At 49.1% G+C, this 22434-nt stretch carries 19 protein-coding genes and 6 tRNA genes; 6 read left to right on the forward strand and 19 right to left on the reverse strand.

Annotation, left to right across the window (positions count from 1 at the left end):
• Positions 1-3: 3 nt before the first annotated feature.
• The 3 genes from CRO57_RS06710 to CRO57_RS06720 form a co-directional block, all read right to left on the reverse strand.
• A complete protein-coding gene (locus CRO57_RS06710; RefSeq protein WP_097152534.1) occupies positions 4-606 on the reverse strand; it encodes an NADH-quinone oxidoreductase subunit C in 603 nt (200 codons plus the stop codon).
• A gap of 138 nt (positions 607-744) precedes the next feature.
• Entirely contained in the window at positions 745-1347 is a 603-nt protein-coding gene (locus CRO57_RS06715; RefSeq protein ID WP_097152535.1) for a NuoB/complex I 20 kDa subunit family protein, read from the reverse strand.
• Positions 1317-1682, reverse strand: coding sequence for an NADH-quinone oxidoreductase subunit A (locus CRO57_RS06720; protein WP_097152536.1), 366 nt, complete (start codon positions 1680-1682; stop codon positions 1317-1319). Before CRO57_RS06720 ends, CRO57_RS06715 begins: the two co-directional genes overlap by 31 nt.
• 518 nt (positions 1683-2200) lie before the next feature.
• Here CRO57_RS06720 and CRO57_RS06725 point away from each other — a divergent pair.
• Entirely contained in the window at positions 2201-3322 is a 1122-nt protein-coding gene (locus CRO57_RS06725) for a carbohydrate kinase family protein (protein WP_097152537.1), read from the forward strand.
• A gap of 145 nt (positions 3323-3467) precedes the next feature.
• On the opposite strand, the gene CRO57_RS06730 is transcribed toward CRO57_RS06725, so the two are convergent.
• The 3 genes from CRO57_RS06730 to CRO57_RS06740 form a co-directional block, all read right to left on the reverse strand.
• Positions 3468-3544 (reverse strand) — tRNA-Asp (locus CRO57_RS06730).
• A 40-nt stretch (positions 3545-3584) separates the two neighbouring features.
• Positions 3585-3661: transfer RNA gene (locus CRO57_RS06735), tRNA-Asp, on the reverse strand.
• Positions 3662-3712: 51 nt separating this feature from the next.
• Positions 3713-3789 (reverse strand) — tRNA-Asp (locus CRO57_RS06740).
• Between the two features lie 436 nt (positions 3790-4225).
• Here CRO57_RS06740 and CRO57_RS06745 point away from each other — a divergent pair.
• From CRO57_RS06745 to CRO57_RS06755, 3 genes are all read left to right on the forward strand, one after another.
• Positions 4226-4302: transfer RNA gene (locus CRO57_RS06745), tRNA-Val, on the forward strand.
• A gap of 18 nt (positions 4303-4320) precedes the next feature.
• A tRNA-Val gene (locus tag CRO57_RS06750) sits at positions 4321-4397 on the forward strand.
• A gap of 65 nt (positions 4398-4462) precedes the next feature.
• Positions 4463-4924 (forward strand): ASCH domain-containing protein, encoded by a 462-nt coding sequence (locus tag CRO57_RS06755; RefSeq protein WP_097152538.1) that lies wholly within the window; start codon positions 4463-4465, stop codon positions 4922-4924.
• Between the two features lie 27 nt (positions 4925-4951).
• On the opposite strand, the gene CRO57_RS06760 is transcribed toward CRO57_RS06755, so the two are convergent.
• The 10 genes from CRO57_RS06760 to CRO57_RS06805 form a co-directional block, all read right to left on the reverse strand.
• On the reverse strand, positions 4952-5722 hold the full coding sequence (locus CRO57_RS06760; RefSeq protein WP_097152539.1) for an ABC transporter ATP-binding protein: 771 nt from the start codon (positions 5720-5722) through the stop codon (positions 4952-4954).
• The gene (locus CRO57_RS06765; protein WP_170955977.1) at positions 5719-6780 is read right to left on the reverse strand and encodes a FecCD family ABC transporter permease; all 1062 of its coding nucleotides are present in this window, start codon (positions 6778-6780) and stop codon (positions 5719-5721) included. Before CRO57_RS06765 ends, CRO57_RS06760 begins: the two co-directional genes overlap by 4 nt.
• 70 nt (positions 6781-6850) lie before the next feature.
• A complete protein-coding gene (locus tag CRO57_RS06770) occupies positions 6851-8002 on the reverse strand; it encodes an ABC transporter substrate-binding protein (RefSeq protein WP_097152540.1) in 1152 nt (383 codons plus the stop codon).
• Positions 8003-8367: 365 nt separating this feature from the next.
• Complete coding sequence (locus CRO57_RS06775; RefSeq protein WP_280176174.1) at positions 8368-8661, reverse strand: HU family DNA-binding protein; 294 nt, start codon at positions 8659-8661, stop codon at positions 8368-8370.
• Between the two features lie 313 nt (positions 8662-8974).
• On the reverse strand, positions 8975-11407 hold the full coding sequence (lon, locus tag CRO57_RS06780) for an endopeptidase La (RefSeq protein ID WP_170955978.1): 2433 nt from the start codon (positions 11405-11407) through the stop codon (positions 8975-8977).
• A gap of 387 nt (positions 11408-11794) precedes the next feature.
• Positions 11795-13063 carry an ATP-dependent Clp protease ATP-binding subunit ClpX gene (gene clpX, locus CRO57_RS06785; protein ID WP_097152542.1) on the reverse strand — a complete coding sequence of 423 codons (1269 nt, stop codon included), beginning with the start codon at positions 13061-13063 and terminating at the stop codon, positions 11795-11797.
• Between the two features lie 293 nt (positions 13064-13356).
• A complete protein-coding gene (locus CRO57_RS06790) occupies positions 13357-14013 on the reverse strand; it encodes an ATP-dependent Clp protease proteolytic subunit (protein ID WP_097152543.1) in 657 nt (218 codons plus the stop codon).
• 700 nt (positions 14014-14713) lie between these two features.
• The gene (gene tig, locus CRO57_RS06795) at positions 14714-16063 is read right to left on the reverse strand and encodes a trigger factor (RefSeq protein ID WP_097152544.1); all 1350 of its coding nucleotides are present in this window, start codon (positions 16061-16063) and stop codon (positions 14714-14716) included.
• Positions 16064-16230: 167 nt separating this feature from the next.
• Positions 16231-16315 (reverse strand) — tRNA-Leu (locus CRO57_RS06800).
• Between the two features lie 206 nt (positions 16316-16521).
• Positions 16522-18096 carry an NAD(P)H-hydrate dehydratase gene (locus tag CRO57_RS06805; RefSeq protein WP_244580025.1) on the reverse strand — a complete coding sequence of 525 codons (1575 nt, stop codon included), beginning with the start codon at positions 18094-18096 and terminating at the stop codon, positions 16522-16524.
• A 419-nt stretch (positions 18097-18515) separates the two neighbouring features.
• Between CRO57_RS06805 and CRO57_RS06815 the strand changes: the two genes are divergently transcribed.
• Positions 18516-18854: a P-II family nitrogen regulator gene (locus CRO57_RS06815; protein WP_097152546.1), complete on the forward strand. Its 339-nt coding sequence runs from the start codon at positions 18516-18518 to the stop codon at positions 18852-18854.
• Between the two features lie 172 nt (positions 18855-19026).
• Positions 19027-20436: a type I glutamate--ammonia ligase gene (gene glnA / locus CRO57_RS06820; protein ID WP_097152547.1), complete on the forward strand. Its 1410-nt coding sequence runs from the start codon at positions 19027-19029 to the stop codon at positions 20434-20436.
• Positions 20437-20517: 81 nt separating this feature from the next.
• Here glnA and CRO57_RS06825 read toward each other — a convergent pair whose 3' ends face one another.
• The 3 genes from CRO57_RS06825 to CRO57_RS24720 form a co-directional block, all read right to left on the reverse strand.
• Positions 20518-21156 (reverse strand): LysE family translocator, encoded by a 639-nt coding sequence (locus CRO57_RS06825; RefSeq protein ID WP_097152548.1) that lies wholly within the window; start codon positions 21154-21156, stop codon positions 20518-20520.
• Positions 21157-21265: 109 nt separating this feature from the next.
• Entirely contained in the window at positions 21266-21853 is a 588-nt protein-coding gene (locus CRO57_RS06830) for a histidine phosphatase family protein (protein WP_097152549.1), read from the reverse strand.
• Between the two features lie 48 nt (positions 21854-21901).
• Positions 21902-22075, reverse strand: a complete 174-nt coding sequence (locus CRO57_RS24720) for a hypothetical protein (protein ID WP_170955979.1) — start codon at positions 22073-22075, stop codon at positions 21902-21904.
• Positions 22076-22434: the final 359 nt, after the last annotated feature.

Here is a 22434-nt window from a genome sequence, read left to right on the forward strand (position 1 = left end):
CTCTCAGCCGTTCGCTTTTTCATCACCAGGGATGACATAATCAGTGCCTTCCCACGGAGACAGGAAATCAAAGGATCGGAATTCCTGCGCCAACTTCACAGGTTCATAAACCACACGCTTCTTCTCGTCGTCATAGCGGACTTCATAATAGCCGGTAAGCGGGAAATCCTTACGCAAAGGATGCCCGTCAAAGCCATAATCCGTCAGCAAGCGGCGCAAATCAGGATGACCGGCAAACAGGATGCCATACATGTCATAGGTTTCGCGCTCGAACCAGTTCGCACCCGCAAAGACATCACAAATGGAATCCACTTGAGTGGTCTCATCAGTGGTCACCTTCACGCGGATCCGTACATTCTGCTTTGGGCTCAAAAGATGATAGACAACATCGAAGCGTTCTTCGCGCTCGGGATAATCAACAGCCGTTACATCAATGAAGCAGATGAACTGGCAACGCGCATCGTCACGCAGAAACCGAACAACCTCGACAATATCGGCGCGTGCTGCATTTACGGTCAACTCACCAAAAGCAACATCCCAGCCAACAATCTTGGTGTCGAGCTTGGACGCGATATAATCGCCGAGATCCTTAAGTGTCTCGTCCATGGCTTAATGTCCTGTTGCGGGCAAGACTGCCCTAAGAGGTCCTTAACAGAAGAAGCTATAAAGAAACTCCTTCCTACCCAATCGGGTCAAACAGAAATCATCGCTCACTTGAGAAGTGGCGATGATGAATTCTTGAGCCTACCGCTCAATTGTACCGGTGCGGCGAATTTTCTTCTGCAATAGCATCACACCATAGAGAAGCGCTTCGGCCGTCGGAGGACATCCGGGGACATAAATATCCACGGGAACCACCCGGTCGCATCCGCGTACAACACTGTAGGAATAGTGATAATAGCCACCGCCATTGGCGCACGAACCCATGGAGATCACATAGCGTGGCTCTGGCATCTGGTCATAAACCTTGCGCAAAGCCGGAGCCATCTTATTGGTCAGCGTACCGGCAACGATCATCACGTCAGATTGGCGCGGGGAACCGCGAGGCGCGAAACCGAAACGCTCACAGTCATAACGCGGCATGGACATTTGAATCATCTCGACCGCGCAACAGGCAAGACCAAACGTCATCCACATCAAGGATCCGGTGCGCGCCCAATTGATCAGATCATCCGTTGCAGTGACAATAAATCCCTTGTCGGACAATTCTTCATTCACTTGCATGAAGAACGGATCTTCCGCACCGATTGGCTTACCGGTTTTCGGATCCAGGATTCCCTTCGGCTCAGGCGAAACCAGAGTCTGATTTTCAGTCATCAATCCCACTCCAAGGCTCCTTTTTTCCATTCATAGATGAAGCCGATGGTCAACACACCCAGGAAAATCATCATCGAAACAAAACCGAACATGCCCAAATCACCAAAGGCAACCGCCCATGGGAACAAGAAAGCAACTTCCAAATCGAAAATGATGAACAGGATTGCGACAAGATAGAAGCGCACATCAAAGGTCATACGAGCATCGTCAAACGCATTGAAGCCACATTCATATGCCGACAATTTTTCCGGATCAGGATTTTTATAGGCAAGCAAGAAAGGGGACACAAGCAGCGCCAGTCCGATAACAAGCGAGATACCGATGAAGATAACGATGGGAAGGTATTCCCTTAGCAGGTCTTCCATAGTGTTCCGGTCCTCAATGCCCAGCAAGACGGTCAATCTGATGCCCCAGATGTGACCCCGAGACTCCCTAGGCGTTTCAAAATAGAATCAAGAGCACATCCAGCTAAGATGTATCACTTGTTGGTGGCACGCTTAAAGCAGCGACCGCAAAGAGGCAAGAGCAAGTGTGCAAATTTGTCACATTTAAACCCATACTAGCCTAACGATCCGACCCTCCTGTGACTAAACTCTGAAAGTCGTAACAGGTTGACCAAATAACGAAACTACCCCAGCTTATCCTATGCAGATCCGTTTGTCAGTTTTTGACCAAAATCATATTCTTGTCGGAAACCCGACATTCGAACGCGCCATCCACAACATTCAGACATCCCGTACTGTTACCGGTAACAGTTTTCACCTCCGCCTCGAAAAACACCTGTAAATTCTTTCGCAGACACTCGCTTTTCACTTGATCCATACATCATAGAGCCTAACCTGTTTTTGAGAAATCTCATCCCCATTCAGGTGGAACAAAGCAAATGAAGACAGCTACCATTGGTTCTGCCATGATCGACATCATCACCGTTGTCGCCGATCATGACATTGAACGCATATCCATGACCAATGCCGACAATTCCTTCCTCATGCTGGAACAAGGTCGCAAGATCGACGCCCTTAACATAACTACCCATGTTGGCGGCGGCGCAATCAACGCAGCGGTAGCCTTTGCCCGTCAGGGACACGAAACAACACCAACGGTAAAAATCGGCAAAGATCTGGAAGGAAAACAGGTTCAGGCTCTATTGGACAGAGAGGGACTGAAAACCAGCAACCTCATGCAGACAGACAAAGCCACCACCGGTCGCTCTGTCATAATCGCCTCTCATGACCGCAACGCATCCATTTTCACCATGCGCGGCGCAAACTGCCTGATTACGGAGAAAGAGATCACGCAAGAGCTATTTGCCGGCATAGATCTTCTGCACATCGCACCAATGTCGAACGAATCTGCAGATGCCTTCCCCGCGATTGCAAAACGAGGCAAAGAAGCAGGCGCATTTGTTGTTGCCAATCCAGGCAAAAGACAGATCACGCGCAGAGGCGAAGATCTTCTTGGCTCCATTCAGAATCTTGATCTCATCAACATCAACCGCCATGAAGCCGAGACACTCCTTCCCTTGCTGATGAAACAGACAAAAGGCTCTGCAATCAAATCCATCCAGATATCAGACGATCACGCGTCCGGCCTGCTAACACGCGGGCTTTTGAATGAACATCATCATTGCACACTTGCAGGCTTCATGAGCGCTATTCAAAATCTTGGCTGCCGCCACGTTCTGGTAACTGACGGCACAGGCGGTGCATATCTGGCAACACCGGAGGGCCTCTATCATTGCCCAATTTTGAAAACAGAGGTAAAAGGTTCCGCTGGCGCAGGTGACAGCTTCACATCCACGTCCGGCCTACAGTTGGCCGCAGGAACAGAACCTGCAAAAGCTCTACAGCTGGCTTCAATCAATGCATCCAGCGTGGTGGAATATGTCGACACCCAAACAGGCCTGCTATCCATGGACGAATTGAAGAAGCGCCTCAAGATCCATGTCGACAAACTACCCATTCAATTCTGGCCATGGCAGCAAGAGCCCCGGCAACTCAATTGAAATGAACACCTTTAACAGTCACATCAACAATACTTCAAAACCCTGCTGAAGTCGGCAGGGTTTTCTATCAATAAAATCTGCAACACTAAGGAAATATGGATACGAAAAAACGCCTCACTCATCCGAGCGGGCGTTCACGGGAAAGTGGCGAGAGTGACGGGACTCGAACCCGCGACCTTCGGCGTGACAGGCCGACGCTCTAACCAACTGAGCTACACCCCCAATAACGTGGGCCAGATTATCTGGTCAGACAATCCAGAAGTGGCGAGAGTGACGGGACTCGAACCCGCGACCTTCGGCGTGACAGGCCGACGCTCTAACCAACTGAGCTACACCCCCACAACAGGGTTACAAGATATCTCGCCACAAGATATCTTGTTTGGAACAGGGTGGCGAGAGTGACGGGACTCGAACCCGCGACCTTCGGCGTGACAGGCCGACGCTCTAACCAACTGAGCTACACCCCCCTACCCGGACCACATGATGAAGCGTTTTTATACGCTCCGTTCGTGTGGAGTGGCGCTGAAATACGACGCCGGTCACTTGAAGTCAAGCACGCAGTAAACTCTTTCTGTGTGTATTTCACATCTATGTCGCAAACTGGCAGAAAGCTGGCCAAAATCAGATGTGGACGAGCCTGCAGATTTGTAGCACCACCAAACCACCTTTTCTTCTCCTCTCAAAAGAAAGTCTCAAAAATCAATGCTCTGAAAACAAATACTGAATCGACATGCATCCAAACCCATATTTGATATTTGTTTGCAGCAGACAGAAGAGAATTGTTTAAAGGAGTTATCGCCCAATCAGATATTCAGATTTCCCCAAGGAATAAAAATCCTTGTCATTTTTTTGTTGCATGTCTGGTTGCCAACCCCTAAAAGCACCTCACACGAAATGCAGAGCGGGTGATTAGCTCAGCTGGTTAGAGCACCTCGTTTACACCGAGGGGGTCGGGAGTTCGAATCTCTCATCACCCACCATTTCTGCAGAACCGTGAAGGGTGATTAGCTCAGCTGGTTAGAGCACCTCGTTTACACCGAGGGGGTCGGGAGTTCGAATCTCTCATCACCCACCATTTCTTGCCTACATACTTGAACTATGCAAGTCGCCTCTATCCGACGGCATGTGCTTATCTGTGAAATGAATTCCTCTTCTCAAAAATTCCTGCATGCCTATCTGGCAACCCTTCCCTTACCCTTGCGACAAAAAGAACGTGCGGTTCACTACGACTATTTTTGTGCAGACGAAGAAAATGCCAATATTTGCGCCGAACTGATCAAACAGGGCGAAAAACGAGCGACCTGCGGACTGACGCGCTGGTATGATCTGGGAAAGGAGCAACAGATCAAGGCTGGCGACTTGATGGTCGTACAGGATTGGAACCGTAATCCCGTTTGCATAATTGAGTTCACGAATATCCAGAAATGCGCTTTCAAGGACGTCGACGCCAGCTTCGCGATTGAAGAAGGGGAAGGCGACAAAAGCTATCACTGGTGGAGAAAGATCCACTGGGACTTCTTCACCCGCGAACTGGCTGAGATTGGCCAATCCATGTCGGAAGATGAAATGCTCAGTCTTGAGCATTTCAAGTTGGTTTATTGATAGCAATCGGCACAGTCAAATACGCCATCAGGGCAATTGCGCATCCACATAATAGGTACCAAGACTGGATTTCTCGATAGAGGCCCGAATGCGATAGGTCTCGTTAAGAGCCTCAAGCCCCAAGATCTCCCGTGGCTCCCCATCTGCCAAAACCCGCCCTTCCCGGATCAGAACCAGGCGATCGCAAAATTTTGCAGCCAGATTTAGATCATGCAATGCCGCCATCACGATGATATCGAACTCCTTTGCCGCATCGCGAATGGCAGAAAGGATAGATAATTGATGATGCAAATCCAACGCACTGGTCGGTTCATCCAGCAAAAGCAGTTTTGGTTTGCGAACCAACACTTGCGCGACAGCCACCATTTGCGATTGTCCGCCACTTAGCGCTCCAATTCCCCTATCCGCCAAATGACAAAGGCCAAGCATGGATAGAATATTGGAAACCTTGTTCAAGTGATCTGCGCCAACCCGCCATCCTGTTGTTTGCTTTAAGGCAAGCAATACACTTTCAAAAACCGTAAGAGCAGCGTTGCAGCCAATGCTCTGCGGCATATAGGCAACTTGACGGGCCCTTTGCTTGCGCCGCATGGACAAGATATCCTGATCATCAAGGCTCACATAACCTGATCGCGGCCTCACAATACCTGTCAGGCTCTTGAAAAAGGTAGATTTTCCAGCCGCATTGGGTCCAATAACACCAACCATCTCACCAGATTTCATGTCGTCGATACTGACGTCATGAAGAATTTGCTGTCTCCCATAACCCGCGTTGAGACTTGATATCTGCAAACTCATGACAAGCGATCCTTTCTGGTCGAAAGAATAACCGAGACGAAGATAGGTACGCCAATCAATGCCGTTATGATGCCAATAGGATATATCACCCCGGGAGTGATGCTTTTGCTGACAATGGATGTAACGGACATAGCCAAGGCTCCAACCAGCGCAGAAAGCGGAATGAAGAAACGCTGATCTTCACCCACAATCATGCGGGCAATATGGGGCCCAACCAGACCAATAAACCCGACCGCTCCGACAAATGCCACCGCAGTTGCCGCCAGAAAAGAAATCAGTATCAGCATCTCTATTCGCAACCGGGAAACATCTATACCAAGACTGATGGCACTTTCCTCGCCCATCCTCAATGCCGTCAGTTGCCAGGTACGGAACAGTGAAAAAGGAACAGCTACGGCGAGCAATAAAACCGCGATGGAAATCTTGTCCCAACTGGCACGCGATAGCGAACCCATCATCCAGAAAATGATACGTGCCAGCTGATCTTCCGATGCAATATACTGCATCATGGCAAGTGCCGCATTGAACGTAAAGAAGATGGCGATACCAAACAATATCATGGTCTCGGCCCCTACCCCCTTCAATCTGGTCGCAAACAATATGAAGGCACAAGTCCCAAGAGCAAACAGAAAGGCATTCAATGTCACGATCAGATGGCCAACATTGGGTATGATGCTCCAACCCAATACAATGGCTAGGGATGCGCCGAAACTTGCAGCACTGGAAACGCCAAGGGTGAAAGGTTCAGCCAGAGGATTGTTCAAAATCGTCTGCATTTGCGCACCGGCCACAGACAAGATGGCACCAACCACAATTGCAGTGACAGCAACTGCGATCCGGTAATCCCAGATCACCACTTCCATCTGAACGCCATGGGATGCCTTATCCCATAAAACATCCCATATGACGCTAACAGGGAAATCACCCGGACCATTGGTAATATCGATAAAAAAGCTAATCACTAAAAGTGCAAACACGACACCGAGCGTACCAAATCGTCTTGCTATCCGCCCACGATAGCGAGCTTGCATATGATCGCTTTCAATTGCAATCACCATGAAATCATCTCCTGATCCGAAATAAAAGCCCTGCCCACCGAATGCAGACAGGGCCACTTGGTTTTACGCTCTATTTTTCGAGGGTGCCCCAAAAGACACCGCTATAATCGATTGGTAGAAAACGGTCATGCAGCTCGGTAAAGGTTTTTTCTGGTTCAACATCCTTGAATTCATCCGGATAGAACCATTTCGCAAATGTCTGCAAAGCAACAAAATGATATGGGCTGTTGTAGAATTGGTGATAGATGGAGCGGAAATTACCGTTTTTGACCGCCTTCAACTCCTCCCAACCTTTGCGAGCAGCCAGATTGCCAAGACGTTCCTGGACCATCTTGTCATCAGCCTCATAGCCAAACAGAACGGCGGTGGTCGCTGGGTTTGCTTCTGCCCAATTGGCACCGGTACCAATGATCACATCAGGGTCATCAACGAAAATGGCTTCCGGGTTGACCTTGCCGCCATGACCGGAAAACTTCTTGCTACCCCAATTGGCTCCACCAGCAAGATCAACCAGACGGCCGAGATTGGCATCTCCAAAGGTACTGCAGCATTTATCCGGATTGTAACCGGCAGCTCGCTCTACAAAAACGACAGGACGATCAGATTCCTTGATCTTCTCAACCCGGTTCAACACCGTCTGCATATTCTGGATATAGAAGTCGATGAATTCATCAGCCTGTTCCCGACGGTCCAGAACACGCCCCAGAAGTTGTAGGCTTGGGACAGTATTTTGTGTCGGGCGTTGGCGGAAGTCGACAAAGAGAACGGCTACTCCTGCTTTTTCGAGCTTTTCCAGCAGTCCACTCTCCTGCGCCTGCAACAACTTGCCCAAATTGAGGATCATGACTTCAGCACCAGACGCCACAACGGCCTCCAAGCTGAACTCACTGGAATACGGGCTACCGAAATTCTTGATCTTGTCGACGGCAGGAAATTTGGCTTTATATTTACGATAATGGTCTGGATCAAAACGGATCAGATCGTCTTTCCATCCCACCACACGCTCAAACGGATTTTTCCGATCCAACAACGCGATTGAATAGATCATCCGTCCCTCACCCAAAACAATCTTGGACGGATTCTTTTCCAGGGAAACACTACGACCGGCAATGTCAGTCACTGTAATTTTCTCGGCCAGCGCAGATGTACTGCCCAAACCAGCAACAAGACCAACAATTATGGCAGCCTTGGCAACCAGGTGAAACAAACTATTGTTTTTCATGAGGTATCCTTTAACAGAGTCAAAGTCTGCAGATGAGTAACGAGCCCAAAGGCACCCCGCAAATAATTATAATATGAGTATAAGAGTCAATTTAAAATCTGTTCAATTTCACCACTTTGCCATTCACTTCATCTGATACGCAGATTTCCCCAATCGCATCACCGGCCAAACCTGTTGTGATATCAATGCGTTGAAAATATTCATAAAATCGGAAATACAAGCAGACGCATGTTCTATGTCCTCGGGGTTTTTATGTGGAAGATCCCAAGACCAACAGATAATCTTCCATGCTATGTGTCACCAAACAAAAACCCCCGGCGCTTTTCAGCGACCGGGGGTCTTTAAATCCAGCTACAGCGGCAAGATTAGCCGTTCACGGCATCCTTCAGGCCTTTACCAGCCTTGAACTTAGGAGTCTTGGACGCAGGGATCTGAATGGTTTCACCTGTACGTGGGTTACGGCCTTCGGTCGCAGCGCGCTCAGTTACAGAGAAATTGCCAAAGCCGATGACCCGAACTTCGTCACCACCCTTGAGGGTGGAAGAGATGGTGTCGAACAATGCATCAACTGCATCGCCAGCCTGCGCTTTAGTCAGACCAGACTTGTCAGCAACGGCAGAGATCAACTCATTCTTATTCATAGTTTCTTCCTTCTCGATGTAATAACGAATGCCTCTTTGCAACCAGGCAATTCTTCGTCATCAGAATCAAATTCACCAGATTCATTTCCAGACGTGAACTTGGACAATCTGGCTAAATCACTCAGAAATCAAGGCCAAAATTCGCGGAATTCCGCCATTTTTCAAGCTTTAAACAAAAAAGAATGCTTGACCTTTCATAAAAAAGGCGCATCTAGCACCAGATGCGCCTTTTCAGCAGAATGTTTTGCAGAACAACCTCATTTTCCCACAGACAAAATCCGAAAAATTGGCGGATTTCAGGGATTCTCAGGTCATTAATCAGAATCAAAACCTAATGCTGCATTGTGGCAGAACTCTCATTCTTTGCCTCAAGGGCCTTCTTCTCCAGCAGCGCGGCCTCTTCATCCCATTCGATGGCGACAGGCTGGGAGACAAGCGCATGCTCCAGTACCTGGCCAACATTTGAGACAGGAATGATCTCCAGACCATTTTTTACATTATCCGGAATATCGGCCAGATCCTTGGCGTTTTCCTCCGGAATAAGAACGGTCTTGATACCACCACGAAGCGCTGCCAGCAGCTTTTCCTTCAAGCCGCCGATTGGAAGAACACGACCACGCAGGGTGATTTCACCTGTCATGGCGATATCCTTGCGCACTTCAATACCGGTCATCAGCGAGACAATCGCCGTTGCCATGGCAATACCAGCAGATGGACCATCTTTTGGTGTTGCACCTTCTGGCACGTGAACATGGATATCCTTGCGATCAAAGACCGGAGGTTCGACACCGAAATCCACGGCACGTGAGCGAACATAGGATGCCGCTGCCTGAATGGATTCCTTCATCACATCACGCAGGTTACCAGTAACGGTCATCTTGCCTTTACCCGGCATCATGACGCCTTCAATGGTCAGCAATTCGCCTCCCACTTCAGTCCAAGCCAGACCAGTGACAACACCAACTTGATCTTCCGATTCAACCTCACCAAAGCGGAAGCGCGGCACACCAAGGAACTCCTCGACATTGTCGACACTTACCTCAATGCGGTCCTTTTTGCTCATCAAGAGCTCCTTGACCACCTTCCGTGCGAGTTTCATCATCTCGCGTTCGAGGTTACGTACGCCCGCTTCACGGGTGTAAAGCTGAACCACCTTGCGAAGACCAGCATCATCCAGCGAGAACTCCTTCTCTTTCAGACCATGGTCTTTCATGGCTTTCGGAATCAGGTGACGACGCGCAATCTCGACTTTCTCATCTTCGGTGTAACCAGCAATACGGATCACTTCCATACGGTCCATCAAAGGTGCCGGGATGTTCAGTGTGTTAGCTGTGGTGATGAACATGACATTGGACAGGTCATATTCCACTTCCAGATAATGATCCATGAAAGCATGGTTCTGTTCCGGATCAAGCACTTCCAGAAGCGCAGAAGACGGATCACCACGGAAATCCATACCCATCTTGTCGATCTCATCGAGCAAGAAGAGCGGATTGGCCTTCTTGGCCTTCTTCATGGATTGAACGACTTTGCCCGGCATGGAACCGATATACGTCCGACGATGTCCACGAATTTCAGCTTCATCACGTACACCACCAAGGGCCATACGAACGAATTCACGGCCGGTTGCCTTGGCGATGGACTTGCCAAGAGAGGTCTTACCAACACCTGGAGGTCCTACCAGACACAGGATCGGGCCTTTCAGCTTGTTGGTACGCTTCTGGACGGCCAAGTATTCAACAATACGTTCCTTGACCTTCTCAAGACCGTAATGATCTGTATCCAGCACATCTTCAGCCTTTTCCAGATCAACCTTGACGCGGGTTTTCTTGCCCCAAGGAATACCAATCAACCAATCCAGATAGTTGCGCACCACGGTCGCCTCAGCGGACATCGGGCTCATTTGCTTGAGCTTCTTCAGCTCAGCATCGGCCTTCTCGCGGGCTTCCTTGGACAGCTTGGTTTTCTCGATGGCCTGTTCCAGCTCTTTGATCTCATCTCCACCTTCTTCAGAATCACCCAATTCCTTCTGAATGGCCTTCATCTGCTCGTTGAGATAATATTCGCGCTGGGTCTTCTCCATCTGACGTTTCACGCGTGTGCGGATACGCTTCTCCACCTGAAGAACGGAAATCTCGCTCTCCATAAGGCCAAGGACCTGCTCAAGACGCTCAACAACGCTGACGATACCGAGAATTTCCTGCTTTTCCTGGATCTTGATAGCCAGATGAGAAGCAACGGTATCAGCAAGCTTGGAATAATCTTCAATCTGTGAAACTGCACCGATGACTTCCGGAGAAACCTTCTTGTTCAATTTCACATAATTTTCAAACTCGGTCGCAACGGAACGCGCCAAGGCTTCCACTTCTACCTTATCACCGTCTTCTTCCGGCAAAATGGTAGCGGTCGCTTCGAACAGATCCTTGCGATCAGAGAATTCATCCAGTGATGCACGGTCCAGACCTTCAACCAGTACCTTTACAGTTCCATCTGGCAGCTTCAGCAGCTGCAATACGGTGGCAAGGGTACCAATCTTGTATATATCCTGCGGCGCAGGATCATCATCACCGGCATTCTTTTGGGTAACAAGCAACACCTGCTTGTCGGACTGCATCACCTCTTCCAATGCGCGAATAGACTTCTCGCGACCAACGAAGAGAGGCACAATCATATGAGGGAAGACAACAATGTCTCTGAGGGGCAGGACGGGATACATGGTCCCGGCCGTTGGATCTCCATCAGTAATATGGGTTCCTTCGGTCATGCTCTCCTACCTTTCTGTTTTGTCCCTTGCATAATAGCCAAGGGATATTCCAAATGCGGCACACAATGGCCCGCCTGAAGCCGATACAAGGCCTTTTCGCTACACAGCCCAAAAGTCCGATCAGTGTCATCGGCGACGATTTGTGGCAAAGACTCAAAACCAACTCTCACCACGGTATCATCCTAGGTGGGGCTTGCCTCAATAACTTTCAAGGCACTCCACAATTACAATGATGTGAATGTGAATAAGCCCGCCAACAAAATTCAGCTTCCTCAGATATCAGCATGTGATTCTTGAGGAAATCCCTTGAGAATCGTTATCCCAACCTAACCGACAAAAAAGGCGACCCTGAGGCCGCCTTTTTCAAACTCACTATACCTGATTGGATCAGGCAGAAGTTGACTCGGCCTCGTTCTGAATATCGCTATAGATATAGAGCGGTCTTGCCTCTCCCTTGACGACATCGCCAGAGATGACAACCTCTTCCACACCTTCCATTCCAGGCAGCTCATACATGGTGTCTAGCAAAATGCCTTCCAGAATGGAGCGCAAACCACGAGCACCAGTCTTACGTTCAATCGCCTTGGCAGCAATAGCGCGCAACGCGTCTTCGTGGAATGTCAGACGAACACCTTCCATCTCGAACAGCATCTGATACTGCTTGACCAAAGCGTTCTTTGGCTCGGACAGAATGGTGATCAGCGCATCTTCATCCAGATCTTCCAGTGTTGCCAGAACAGGCAAACGACCAACAAATTCAGGAATCAGACCAAATTTTAGCAGATCTTCCGGCTCAAGTTCCTTGAACAATTCGCCGACGCCACGCTCTTCAGGATCTTCCACCTTGGCAGAGAAGCCAATGGAGGTGTCATTCCCACGAGCAGAGATGATCTTATCGAGGCCAGCAAACGCACCACCACAGATGAACAGGATGTTCGCTGTATCCACCTGCAAGAATTCCTGCTGCGGATGCTTGCGACCACCTTGTGGCGGAACGGAAGCAACAGTGCCTTCCATGATCTTCAACAGAGCCTGCTGAACCCCCTCGCCGGACACATCACGAGTGATGCTTGGGTTATCGGACTTGCGGGAGATCTTGTCGATCTCATCGATATAAACGATACCACGTTGAGCCTGTTCAACATTATAGTCGGCAGACTGAAGAAGCTTCAGAATGATATTCTCGACATCTTCACCAACATAGCCAGCTTCTGTCAATGTGGTCGCATCGGCCATGGTGAAGGGCACGTCAATGATACGCGCAAGTGTCTGTGCGAGAAGCGTTTTACCGCAACCGGTCGGACCAATCAGCATGATATTGGACTTGGCCAGTTCGATGTCGGCATTCTTTTTACCATGCGCGAGACGTTTGTAATGGTTATGAACCGCAACAGACAGCACGCGCTTGGCTTGCGCCTGACCGATTACATAATCATCCAGAACTTCGCAAATCTCTTGTGGCGTTGGAATGCCATCCTTGGATTTCACCAGAGAAGATTTATTCTCTTCACGGATGATGTCCATGCATAATTCGACACATTCATCACAGATGAACACAGTTGGACCTGCGATCAGCTTGCGCACTTCATGCTGGCTCTTACCACAAAAGGAGCAGTACAGCGTATTCTTGTTATCGCCACCACCGGCCTTACTCATGTAATTGCCTCTTTTCGGTTATCAATCGGGCCTAAGCCCCTTACCAGTCTCAGTTTATGGTGCCTGACAAACACTGCAAGCAAAACCAGACCCTAAAATTGGCACCAAGAGTATTATTTTACTACAAAATAGAACACTTGGTACCCGGTTCATATGTTTCTGTTAGCTTGGCCATCAAAACTTCAATATTCGCTTAACAGCAACCAGTTGTAGCCAGCTTCCCCAGAAAGATGCGATTTTTCAATCACCAAGCTTAATCAAACTTTGCCAGATTCATCCGGCAAAGTGCGTGATCAGCTTTTATCCTTGTCGCCTTCGGACTTTTCGGAATCTTCGGCCAATGTCTCACGGCTCTCGACAACACGGTCGACCAAGCCCCATTCCTTGGCTTCATCGGCCGTCATGAAATGATCGCGATCAAGTGTCGTTTCAACCGTGTCGTAGTCCTGACCACAATGCTTGACATAAACTTCATTCAAACGGCGCTTCATTTTCAGAATGTCTTCCGCATGACGCTGAATATCAGAGGCCTGCCCCTGAAAGCCACCGGAAGGCTGATGCACCATGATGCGAGCATTTGGTAGCGCAAAACGCATATCCTTGTGACCCGCGCATAGCAACAGTGAGCCCATGGAAGCGGCTTGTCCCATACAAAGGGTCGCAACAGGGGGTTTGATGAATTGCATGGTGTCATAAACCGACATACCAGCAGTCACCACACCACCTGGACTATTGATATAAAGAGAAATCTCTTTCTTGGGGTTATCTGCTTCCAGAAACAAAAGCTGGGCACAGATCAAGGTCGCCATATGATCCTCGATCGGTCCAGTCACAAAAATGATCCGCTCTTTCAAAAGGCGGGAATAAATATCATAGGCGCGCTCACCACGGTTGGATTGCTCCACAACCATCGGCACCAGATTCATCGCAAGATCGATTGGATCCTTCATCACTCTTCCTCGTCGCAAGACCAAACTTCAATTCAAATTCTCGGCAACTGGATTTAACAAATCCAACTGCGAAAAATTTGCTCATCCCAGACCATACCGCGAGAAAGTTAGAAATTCCCTCTCAACGGCAATCTGCATTCGAATCACACCAACATGGTGTTTTCCAGATAAACGCAGGAACATAAATAATTTACTGACGAATATGCAGATAGCCGAGCATTCCAACCATACAGAGGAAAATATGGAACAAATGCACAGCCCTACTAAATAGGATTCTCTCTATCCCGATCAAGTCCTGCCCCAAGAAAAGGTTACTCTATCCAGCAACTCTTCAAGCATCATACTCCCCAGACAAAGCATGGATCATTGCTCAGTTTATATAGGGAGCGATAACTGATGAGAGAAACAGGGTCAGGCCAACCCATATCAATCCTACAAAAAACCGAAAAATATTCTTCCGCTTTTCAATGAAAATGGATTGCCCTCGCTCTTCATAATAATTGTGAGGCGTTTTGCAACACTGGCACCATGGAAACAACACACAAGACAAGCGGAAGGCCAATATTGGCAATATACAGAAACCGAAAGAAATATTTCCAAATCTCGCCATCGATCATCCGACAACCTCACCTAGAGACAAGAAAAGCGCCCATAGCCAAAGCTAGGGGCGCCTTCAGAATTTTCAACCGACGAGAAGACTTTATTCTTCGTCTTCAGAAACCAAGGTTTCCAGTTCTTCTTTGGAGACGGTCTTGTCTTCGACTTTGACCAGCTCCAGAAGATAGTCAACAACCTTCTCTTCGAAGATTGGAGCGCGAATGGAAGCCAGAGCTTCAGCATTCTGGGTGTAATATTCGAACACCTGACGCTCCTGACCTGGGAACTGCTGCGCACGGGACATGATGCCGCGCTGAACTTCTTCGTCAGAAACCTGGATTTCGTTTTTCTCACCGATTTCAGAGAGAACCAGTCCCAGACGTACGCGACGTTCCGCGATGGTCTGATATTCTTCCTTGGCTTTCTCTTCAGTGGTGTCTTCGTCTTCGAAGGTCTTGCTGTTTTCGTTCATTTCAGCAGTCACTTGCTGCCAAATGTTGTTGAATTCCTGCTCCAGCAAGGTTGGTGGAACGTCGAACTTGTGCAGCTCGTCCATCTTGTCCAACAGCTGACGCTTAACACGCTGGCGGGTCATGGAACCATATTGAGAGGTGATCTGATCCTTGACCACTTCCTTCAGTTTTTCCATGGATTCAAGACCAAGCTTGGAAGCGAATTCATCATCCATTTCCAACTCACCAGGAGCTTGAATTTCTTTGACAACAACATCGAACTCGGCATCCTTGCCAGCCAGATGCTCAGCACCATAATCAGCAGGGAACGTCACCTTGATGGTTTTCTCATCACCAGCTTTGCAGCCGATCAACTGATCTTCAAAGCCAGGAATGAACTGACCAGAACCCAGAACCAGCTGAGCATTCTCATCGGCACCGCCTTCAAAAGGCTCACCGTCAACCTTGCCAAGATAGGACATCTGAACACGGTCTTTATCTTCGGCTGCGCCTTCTTTTGTTTCAAAGGGACGAGAGCCTTCAGCAATCATATTGAGGCGCTCTTCAATCTCAGCTTCCTCAACTTCAACGACCGGGCGCTCGATCTCAACACCGGAAACATCAGCAACTTCGATGGCTGGCAGAATCTCATAGACGATATCAAAAACCAGATCGGCTTTTGCATCCATGATTTTATCGGCTTCGTCCTGATCTTCGGTCAGTTTGTACTGAGGCTGCATGGCAGCTTTCTCACTACGCTCTTCCAAAGAGGTGCGAGTGGTCTCACCGATCAGCTCCTGCACGATATCGCCCATCAGAGCTTTCCCGTGCAGTTTGCGGACATGAGATGCTGGCACTTTGCCCGGGCGGAAACCATTGATCTGGATCTGCCCTTTGATCTCTTCAATCTTGCTCACCAGACGAGCTTCAAGATCAGAAGCAGGAACAACGACGTTCAATTCGCGTTTCAGTCCTTCGGACAGGGTTTCAGTCACCTGCATATCAATCTGCTTTCGTAGTTAGATCAAATTTCTGTACTCTTGGGGAGGTCGTGCATCGTCCTCACCCTTTCACTTGCTGATTCACCTGTCGCCCAACGAAGAGAGGCCGCCGCAGCAGCCACACTTCAATCCAGCCACCCCCGAACCAACAAAGCAAGGGAGAGATTTGGTACGGGTGGAGGGACTTGAACCCCCACGGCTCGCGCCACCAGAACCTAAATCTGGCGTGTCTACCAATTCCACCACACCCGCACATTTGGCGCCCAGCGCCAGCAAATCGAGCGGGGCCTCTATAGCAATAGCTTTTCAAAAGAGCAAAGACATTTTCTGCATTTGCCCCCAATTCCCCACACATATAAGAGAATTTGACAAAAAAGTCACCTTTTCCCCTGATTTATTGCGCTAAAAAGCCATCTCAAACCAGCAATCAAAGCAAAAAAAGCCCCCCACTTTTTCAGTTATTCTCCAAAAAGTCTGGCAAACAACATCGGCATACAATCCGGCAGGTCTTCAGATATCAACCCGGCACCAAGTATCTTGCCTGCTTCTTTGTGAAACCAGACTGCGGCACATGCTGCTTCAAAGGGAATCATGCCCTGCCCGGCGAGACCTGCTACGGTTCCAGCCAAAACATCCCCCGACCCGGCGGTTGCCAAATACGGAACACCATCAGACTGAATGACCGCAGCTCCTTCCGGACTGGCGATCACGGTATCAGCGCCCTTCAATATAATGATGGCGCCACTTCGTTTGGATGCTTCGATTGCACAAGAGAGTTTCGATCTCCCATTCTGTCCGCGCAAGCGATGGGATAGATCAGGAAAGAGCCGCGCAAACTCACCTTCATGTGGCGTCAGAATCAATTGCCCATTTTTTGCAGGTACACTGGCACCCAGCATTTCGATACCATCCATACCAAATCTGGCAACCAAGGTAAGAGCATCCGCATCCAGAACAACAACGCCATCTTGCTGAAGAGCTTCAGAGACAAGACCCGCATGTTCCTTATCCAGCCCCATACCCGGTCCGAGAAGAAGCGCATCATAATTACGCTCTGAGAGAATTTTGCTGAATGACATGAACTCTGAAATCGGCTCCACCATTACGGACGTCACTTGCGCCGCAACCACGCCAACCGCATCATGAGGCGGAGCCAACGTGACCAATCCAGTGCCAGCACGAAGAGCAGCCCGCGCGGCAAGCCTTGCCGCACCACTTGATGACACCCCTCCACTCACCACAAGACAATGACCCCGATGAAATTTGTGATCTGCCAAACGGAATGCATCCATTTGTTCTATCGGCTTTATTGCTTCTGGCAGATCAGATCGCCACAACCACGGATCATTGACCAAAGCAACAAAACCGCATTCGTCCAACACATTTGCTTCGATACCAATTTGTGCCAACTTCAGATCCCCGCAATAAGCCGAACCGGGATAAAGCAGATGACCTGGCTTGCGAGCAAAGAAAGTTACTGTCCTCTGCGCCTTCACGGCAGCTCCGCGAACCAATCCACTGGCACCCTCGACACCGCTGGGTAGATCAACCGACAACACCGGCAAGCTGCTTTCATTAAGTTTATCAACCAGCTCTGACAGCTCACCTGTTACCGGGCGATCAAGTCCTGCACCAAAAAGGGCATCGATCACAAGATCTGCATCTTGCCAAAGTCCTGAACTCAGAGGGTAAATCTCCTCCCCCCAATCATCCGCCGCAAGTCGTGCATCCCCCCTCAGCATATCCACCTCAACCGAGCAGCCAACAATCGCGCTCCAGCCTTCTTCTTCCAGTAAACGAGCAGCAACCAACCCGTCGCCACCATTATTTCCGGGGCCACAAAGTATACAGACCATACCGGAAGCCGAAGACCCGGTTTGCTCCTCGAGTAAATCCTGTGCGGCACGTGCGACCGCCTCTCCTGCTTTTTCCATAAGATCATAGCCGGGGATCCCGCCTTCAATAGTCAGACGGTCAGCTTCCGACATCTGGTCAGGGAGAAGAATTTCCAAGGGATCACGTGACAAGCTCATGCTTTCCTCCTTCAATCTGATCGAAGGCGAATAGAGACTCAATAACAGCCCAATTCATCCTGAAGAAAGGATAGCAAACAGCAGGCAACAAAATAGTATTTTGGCAGGCTGTCCACCGGCACATCGCCATACCCCAAAAGACACAGATTACGGAACAAAATTGACAATTGCACAATTTTTAGGCAATTGCTCAATTTTGCACCAGAAGCTTTCCCCATTTTGCCTGATAATTCGACCTTCTGACACTGGCTTGGGTCATAAAACTCTGCTTCTATGTGCCCGAATTGAGTTGGCATAGGCTCTGCTTAAAATTTCATCGTTTAGGATTTTTATAGTCCAGCGAGAAAAATTAGAGCCGAAGTCACAAATTACGCAAAGCAGATACCCAGTCAACGGGTATATTCGGGAGCCTGAGTGCCATGAAAAAGATCGAGGCAATCATCAAGCCCTTCAAGCTTGATGAAGTGAAGGAAGCATTGCAGGAAGTTGGCCTGCAGGGCATTACCGTCATTGAAGCCAAAGGCTTTGGGCGCCAAAAAGGCCATACCGAACTGTATCGCGGTGCGGAATATGTCGTCGACTTCCTCCCCAAGGTAAAAGTTGAAGTCATTCTGGCAGACGAGCAGGTAGATGCTGCAATTGAAGCCATTCAGAAGGCTGCCCAAACCGGTCGCATCGGCGACGGCAAGATCTTCATCTCCTCTGTTGAGCAGGCTATTCGCATTCGTACCGGCGAAACTGGTAACGAAGCTATCTAGGCAACTTAACAAGCAAGACATGCTATTCCGACCAATATGACAACGGCTCAATAGAACAAGTCATTGAACCGCTCGGACAGGATTGGTCAAAGTAACAACACAAAATCTGTCCCTGTCTCTCTGACATTCCCGATCAGAATCAGGCGACCTCAGGCAGTAAAGGAAAAGTGGAATGACCACCGTAGCTGACGTAATCAAGATGATTGCCGACAACGACATCAAATATGTCGACCTGCGCTTCACCGACCCACGCGGCAAGTGGCAGCATGTCACCATTGATGCAGACTTCTGTGATGAAGATTTCTTCGCCGATGGCATGATGTTCGACGGCTCCTCCATTGAAGGCTGGAAAGCCATCAACGATTCCGACATGGTGATGATGCCTGATCCATCCACCGCTGTTATGGATCCTTTCTTTGCTCAGTCCACCCTGATCATGACCTGTGACGTGCTTGAGCCATCCACTGGCGAAGGCTATGGCCGCGATCCACGCATGACCGCGAAAAAAGCTGTTGCTTACCTGCAGTCCACTGGTATCGGCGACACCATCTATTTCGGCCCTGAAGCAGAATTCTTCGTATTCGACGATGTACGTTTCTCTGCAGATCCTTACAAGACCGGTTTCGAAGTTGATTGCGGTGAACTGCCATCCAACACCGACGCTGAATATGAAGCAGGCAACATGGGCCATCGCCCACGCATGAAAGGCGGCTACTTCCCGGTACCTCCAATCGATTCTGGCCAGGATTTCCGTGGTGAAATGCTTGCTGTGATGAAAGAAATGGGCGTGCGCGTTGAAAAGCACCACCACGAAGTGGCTGCTGCCCAGCATGAGCTCTGCATTCAGTTTGAAGACATGGTTTCCATGGCTGACAAGCAACAGATCTACAAATATGTAGTACATCAGGTTGCACATGCTTACGGCAAAACAGCAACCTTCATGCCAAAGCCAGTATATGGCGACAACGGCACCGGCATGCACTGCCACATGTCCATCTGGAAAGACGGCGAGCCAACCTTCGCTGGCAACCAGTATGCTGATCTGTCTGAAAACGCTCTGTATTATATCGGCGGCATTCTGAAGCACGCTAAAGCCATCAACGCTTTCACAAACCCATCAACCAACTCCTATAAGCGTCTGGTTCCTGGTTTCGAAGCACCTGTTCTGCTGGCTTATTCTGCACGTAACCGTTCTGCTTCTTGCCGTATTCCATACTCCACCTCTCCGAAGGCGAAACGTATGGAAATCCGCTTCCCGGATCCTGCTGCCAACCCATACCTGGCCTTCACCGCTCTGCTGATGGCTGGCCTGGACGGCATCAAGAACAAGATCCATCCTGGCGATCCAATGGACAAGAACCTCTATGATCTGCCTGCTGAAGAGTTGAAGGACATCCCAACCGTTGCAGGTTCCCTGCGCGAAGCTCTGGACTCTCTGGACGCTGACCGTGACTTCCTGAAAGCTGGTGGTGTATTTGATGACGATCAGATCGATGCTTACATCGAACTGAAAATGGAAGAAGTCATCAAACTCGAGCACACCCCGCATCCGGTCGAATATGACATGTACTATTCTGTCTAATCAGACAGATAGACCAAGAATACAAAAGGGCAGCTTTTCAGCTGCCCTTTTTTGTTTGCCTCATTAGCAGGATCGCCAATCTCAAGTCTCCAAACGATAGCTTGCCAGCTTCACCCCAAAGCCAATGAAGACAACACCTGTCACCCCCTTCAACCAACGCTGAAAAGCACCACTTTGTGCAGCAGATGTCAGCCTGTTCAACAACAGAACCATGGCTCCAAACCACACCGCATTGATGAGAGAATGAACAGAGACAAGCAGGAAGGACGAAGTAAGAGATGCTTCTTCAATCGAGATAAATTGAGGAAAGGCGGCGAGATAAAACATTGAAACTTTGGGATTCAATGCATTGGTCAGCAATCCCTCGAAATAGGCCTTGACCAAAGTGCGAGGTCTCTTGGCTGGTGTGATATCACGCACCTCACTTTCGCCCCGAAAAGCAGCATAGAGCGCTTTGATACCAATCCAACACAAATATGCCGCTCCTAAAAGCTTCACGATGGCGAATGCCGTGGCCGATTGCAGAAGGATCACCGAAATACCGAAAATCGAAAATGCTCCATGCAGATAAAAGCCGGTTACAAATCCCGCGACATTGGCAAAACCGGCAGAGCGCCCGGATGTAGGCACTGTTCGAGCAACAAGCACTCCATTGGGACCTGGCGAAATCACCAAAAGTGACGCCACCAAGGCAAAAGAAGCTATTTCTGACCATTCCATAGAGCAATCCCCTCATCATGTGATTGACCAAAACATGAAGATTTTCATATATGAAATCAAGCATAATCAAAATGAAAACAAACTGGACACCAAGGACTGAGCCTTTTACTCAGAATTCCTCTTCCATGGGAAGCCAACTGTGCAGCATGGATCGCTCTGCCCAGTCATAGGTAAAATAGCAACCACCACCGCTCTTCTGATCATACCGACCATCAATCGGCAGTCCGGTCAGATGACAATAGAGCAAAGTGCCAACACCTCCATGGCCTACCATAAGCACATCCCCCATGCGGTCTCGCCCTTTCACTTCACTCATTGCCAACTCGAACGCCCCAACGATCCGGGCTTGCGCATCACTCGCACATTCCCAACCCCTGATCGACTTATCCGGATTGGAAAAGAAGAGCGAAACAAGATCTTCAAACATTTCAGGTGGGACAAAGCCCGTCGAAGATCGGTCATTCTCAACCATCTGCGCTCGCACGATAACGGGAATATCCAAAGCTCGCCCTATTGGAGCAGCCGTCTCCAGAGCTTTGGGCTCATCGCTGCAATAGATGGACTTGGTGCCCAAAAGCCAGCTTTGACTCATGAGTGCCTCAATACGGGCCTGTCCCTGATCACTCAAGCTCCACTGCCGCACTGGCATATAGGGTTCGATCTCAATTTGAGGGTGGGTCAGGTAACGCACCAGCATGTTTGCCTCATCCCGATTGGTAGATGCAGACAGATTAGGGCCAAGTGCTTAAATGAGCAAAAAGAAAAGACCAAGAAGAGAGGTAAAAAGCAAATTGAGGCCAATGGATAGACGGGTAGGCGTGATACGATTCGCATGCGCGCGATCAGCACGATACAAAGTATGTTTGAGTTCAAACACATGTGCACGCACATTCTCGATTTCTGCGTCGACCTTATCCATACAGCGCCCCAAATCTCTCCCCCGATTTCAGCCGACATTGTAGCGCCCAAATAGTAAACAAACATTAACCATATCACTTTTCCCCAAAAACAAGAGCATTGGTGAGTGAGTTATTTCATATTGATTTCAAAGGATAAGCATTATCTGGCCTCATCCAGCAAAGGAACTTAAATCCTCTTTTCCAATGATCACTCAGATTAGAAAAGACAAAACGGCTCTGCATTGATCAGGTGCAGATTGAGACGACCAGTTTCATACCCAGAATATAAATTGCCATTCCATCAAGGGAAAATCGTTACTTTTTCTACGCTCACTATTGACCCGGCAAAGACCGACAAGCCAAAGTGGGGCAAACCAAA

Source organism: Cohaesibacter gelatinilyticus (assembly GCF_900215605.1).
Classification (GTDB): domain Bacteria; phylum Pseudomonadota; class Alphaproteobacteria; order Rhizobiales; family Cohaesibacteraceae; genus Cohaesibacter; species Cohaesibacter gelatinilyticus.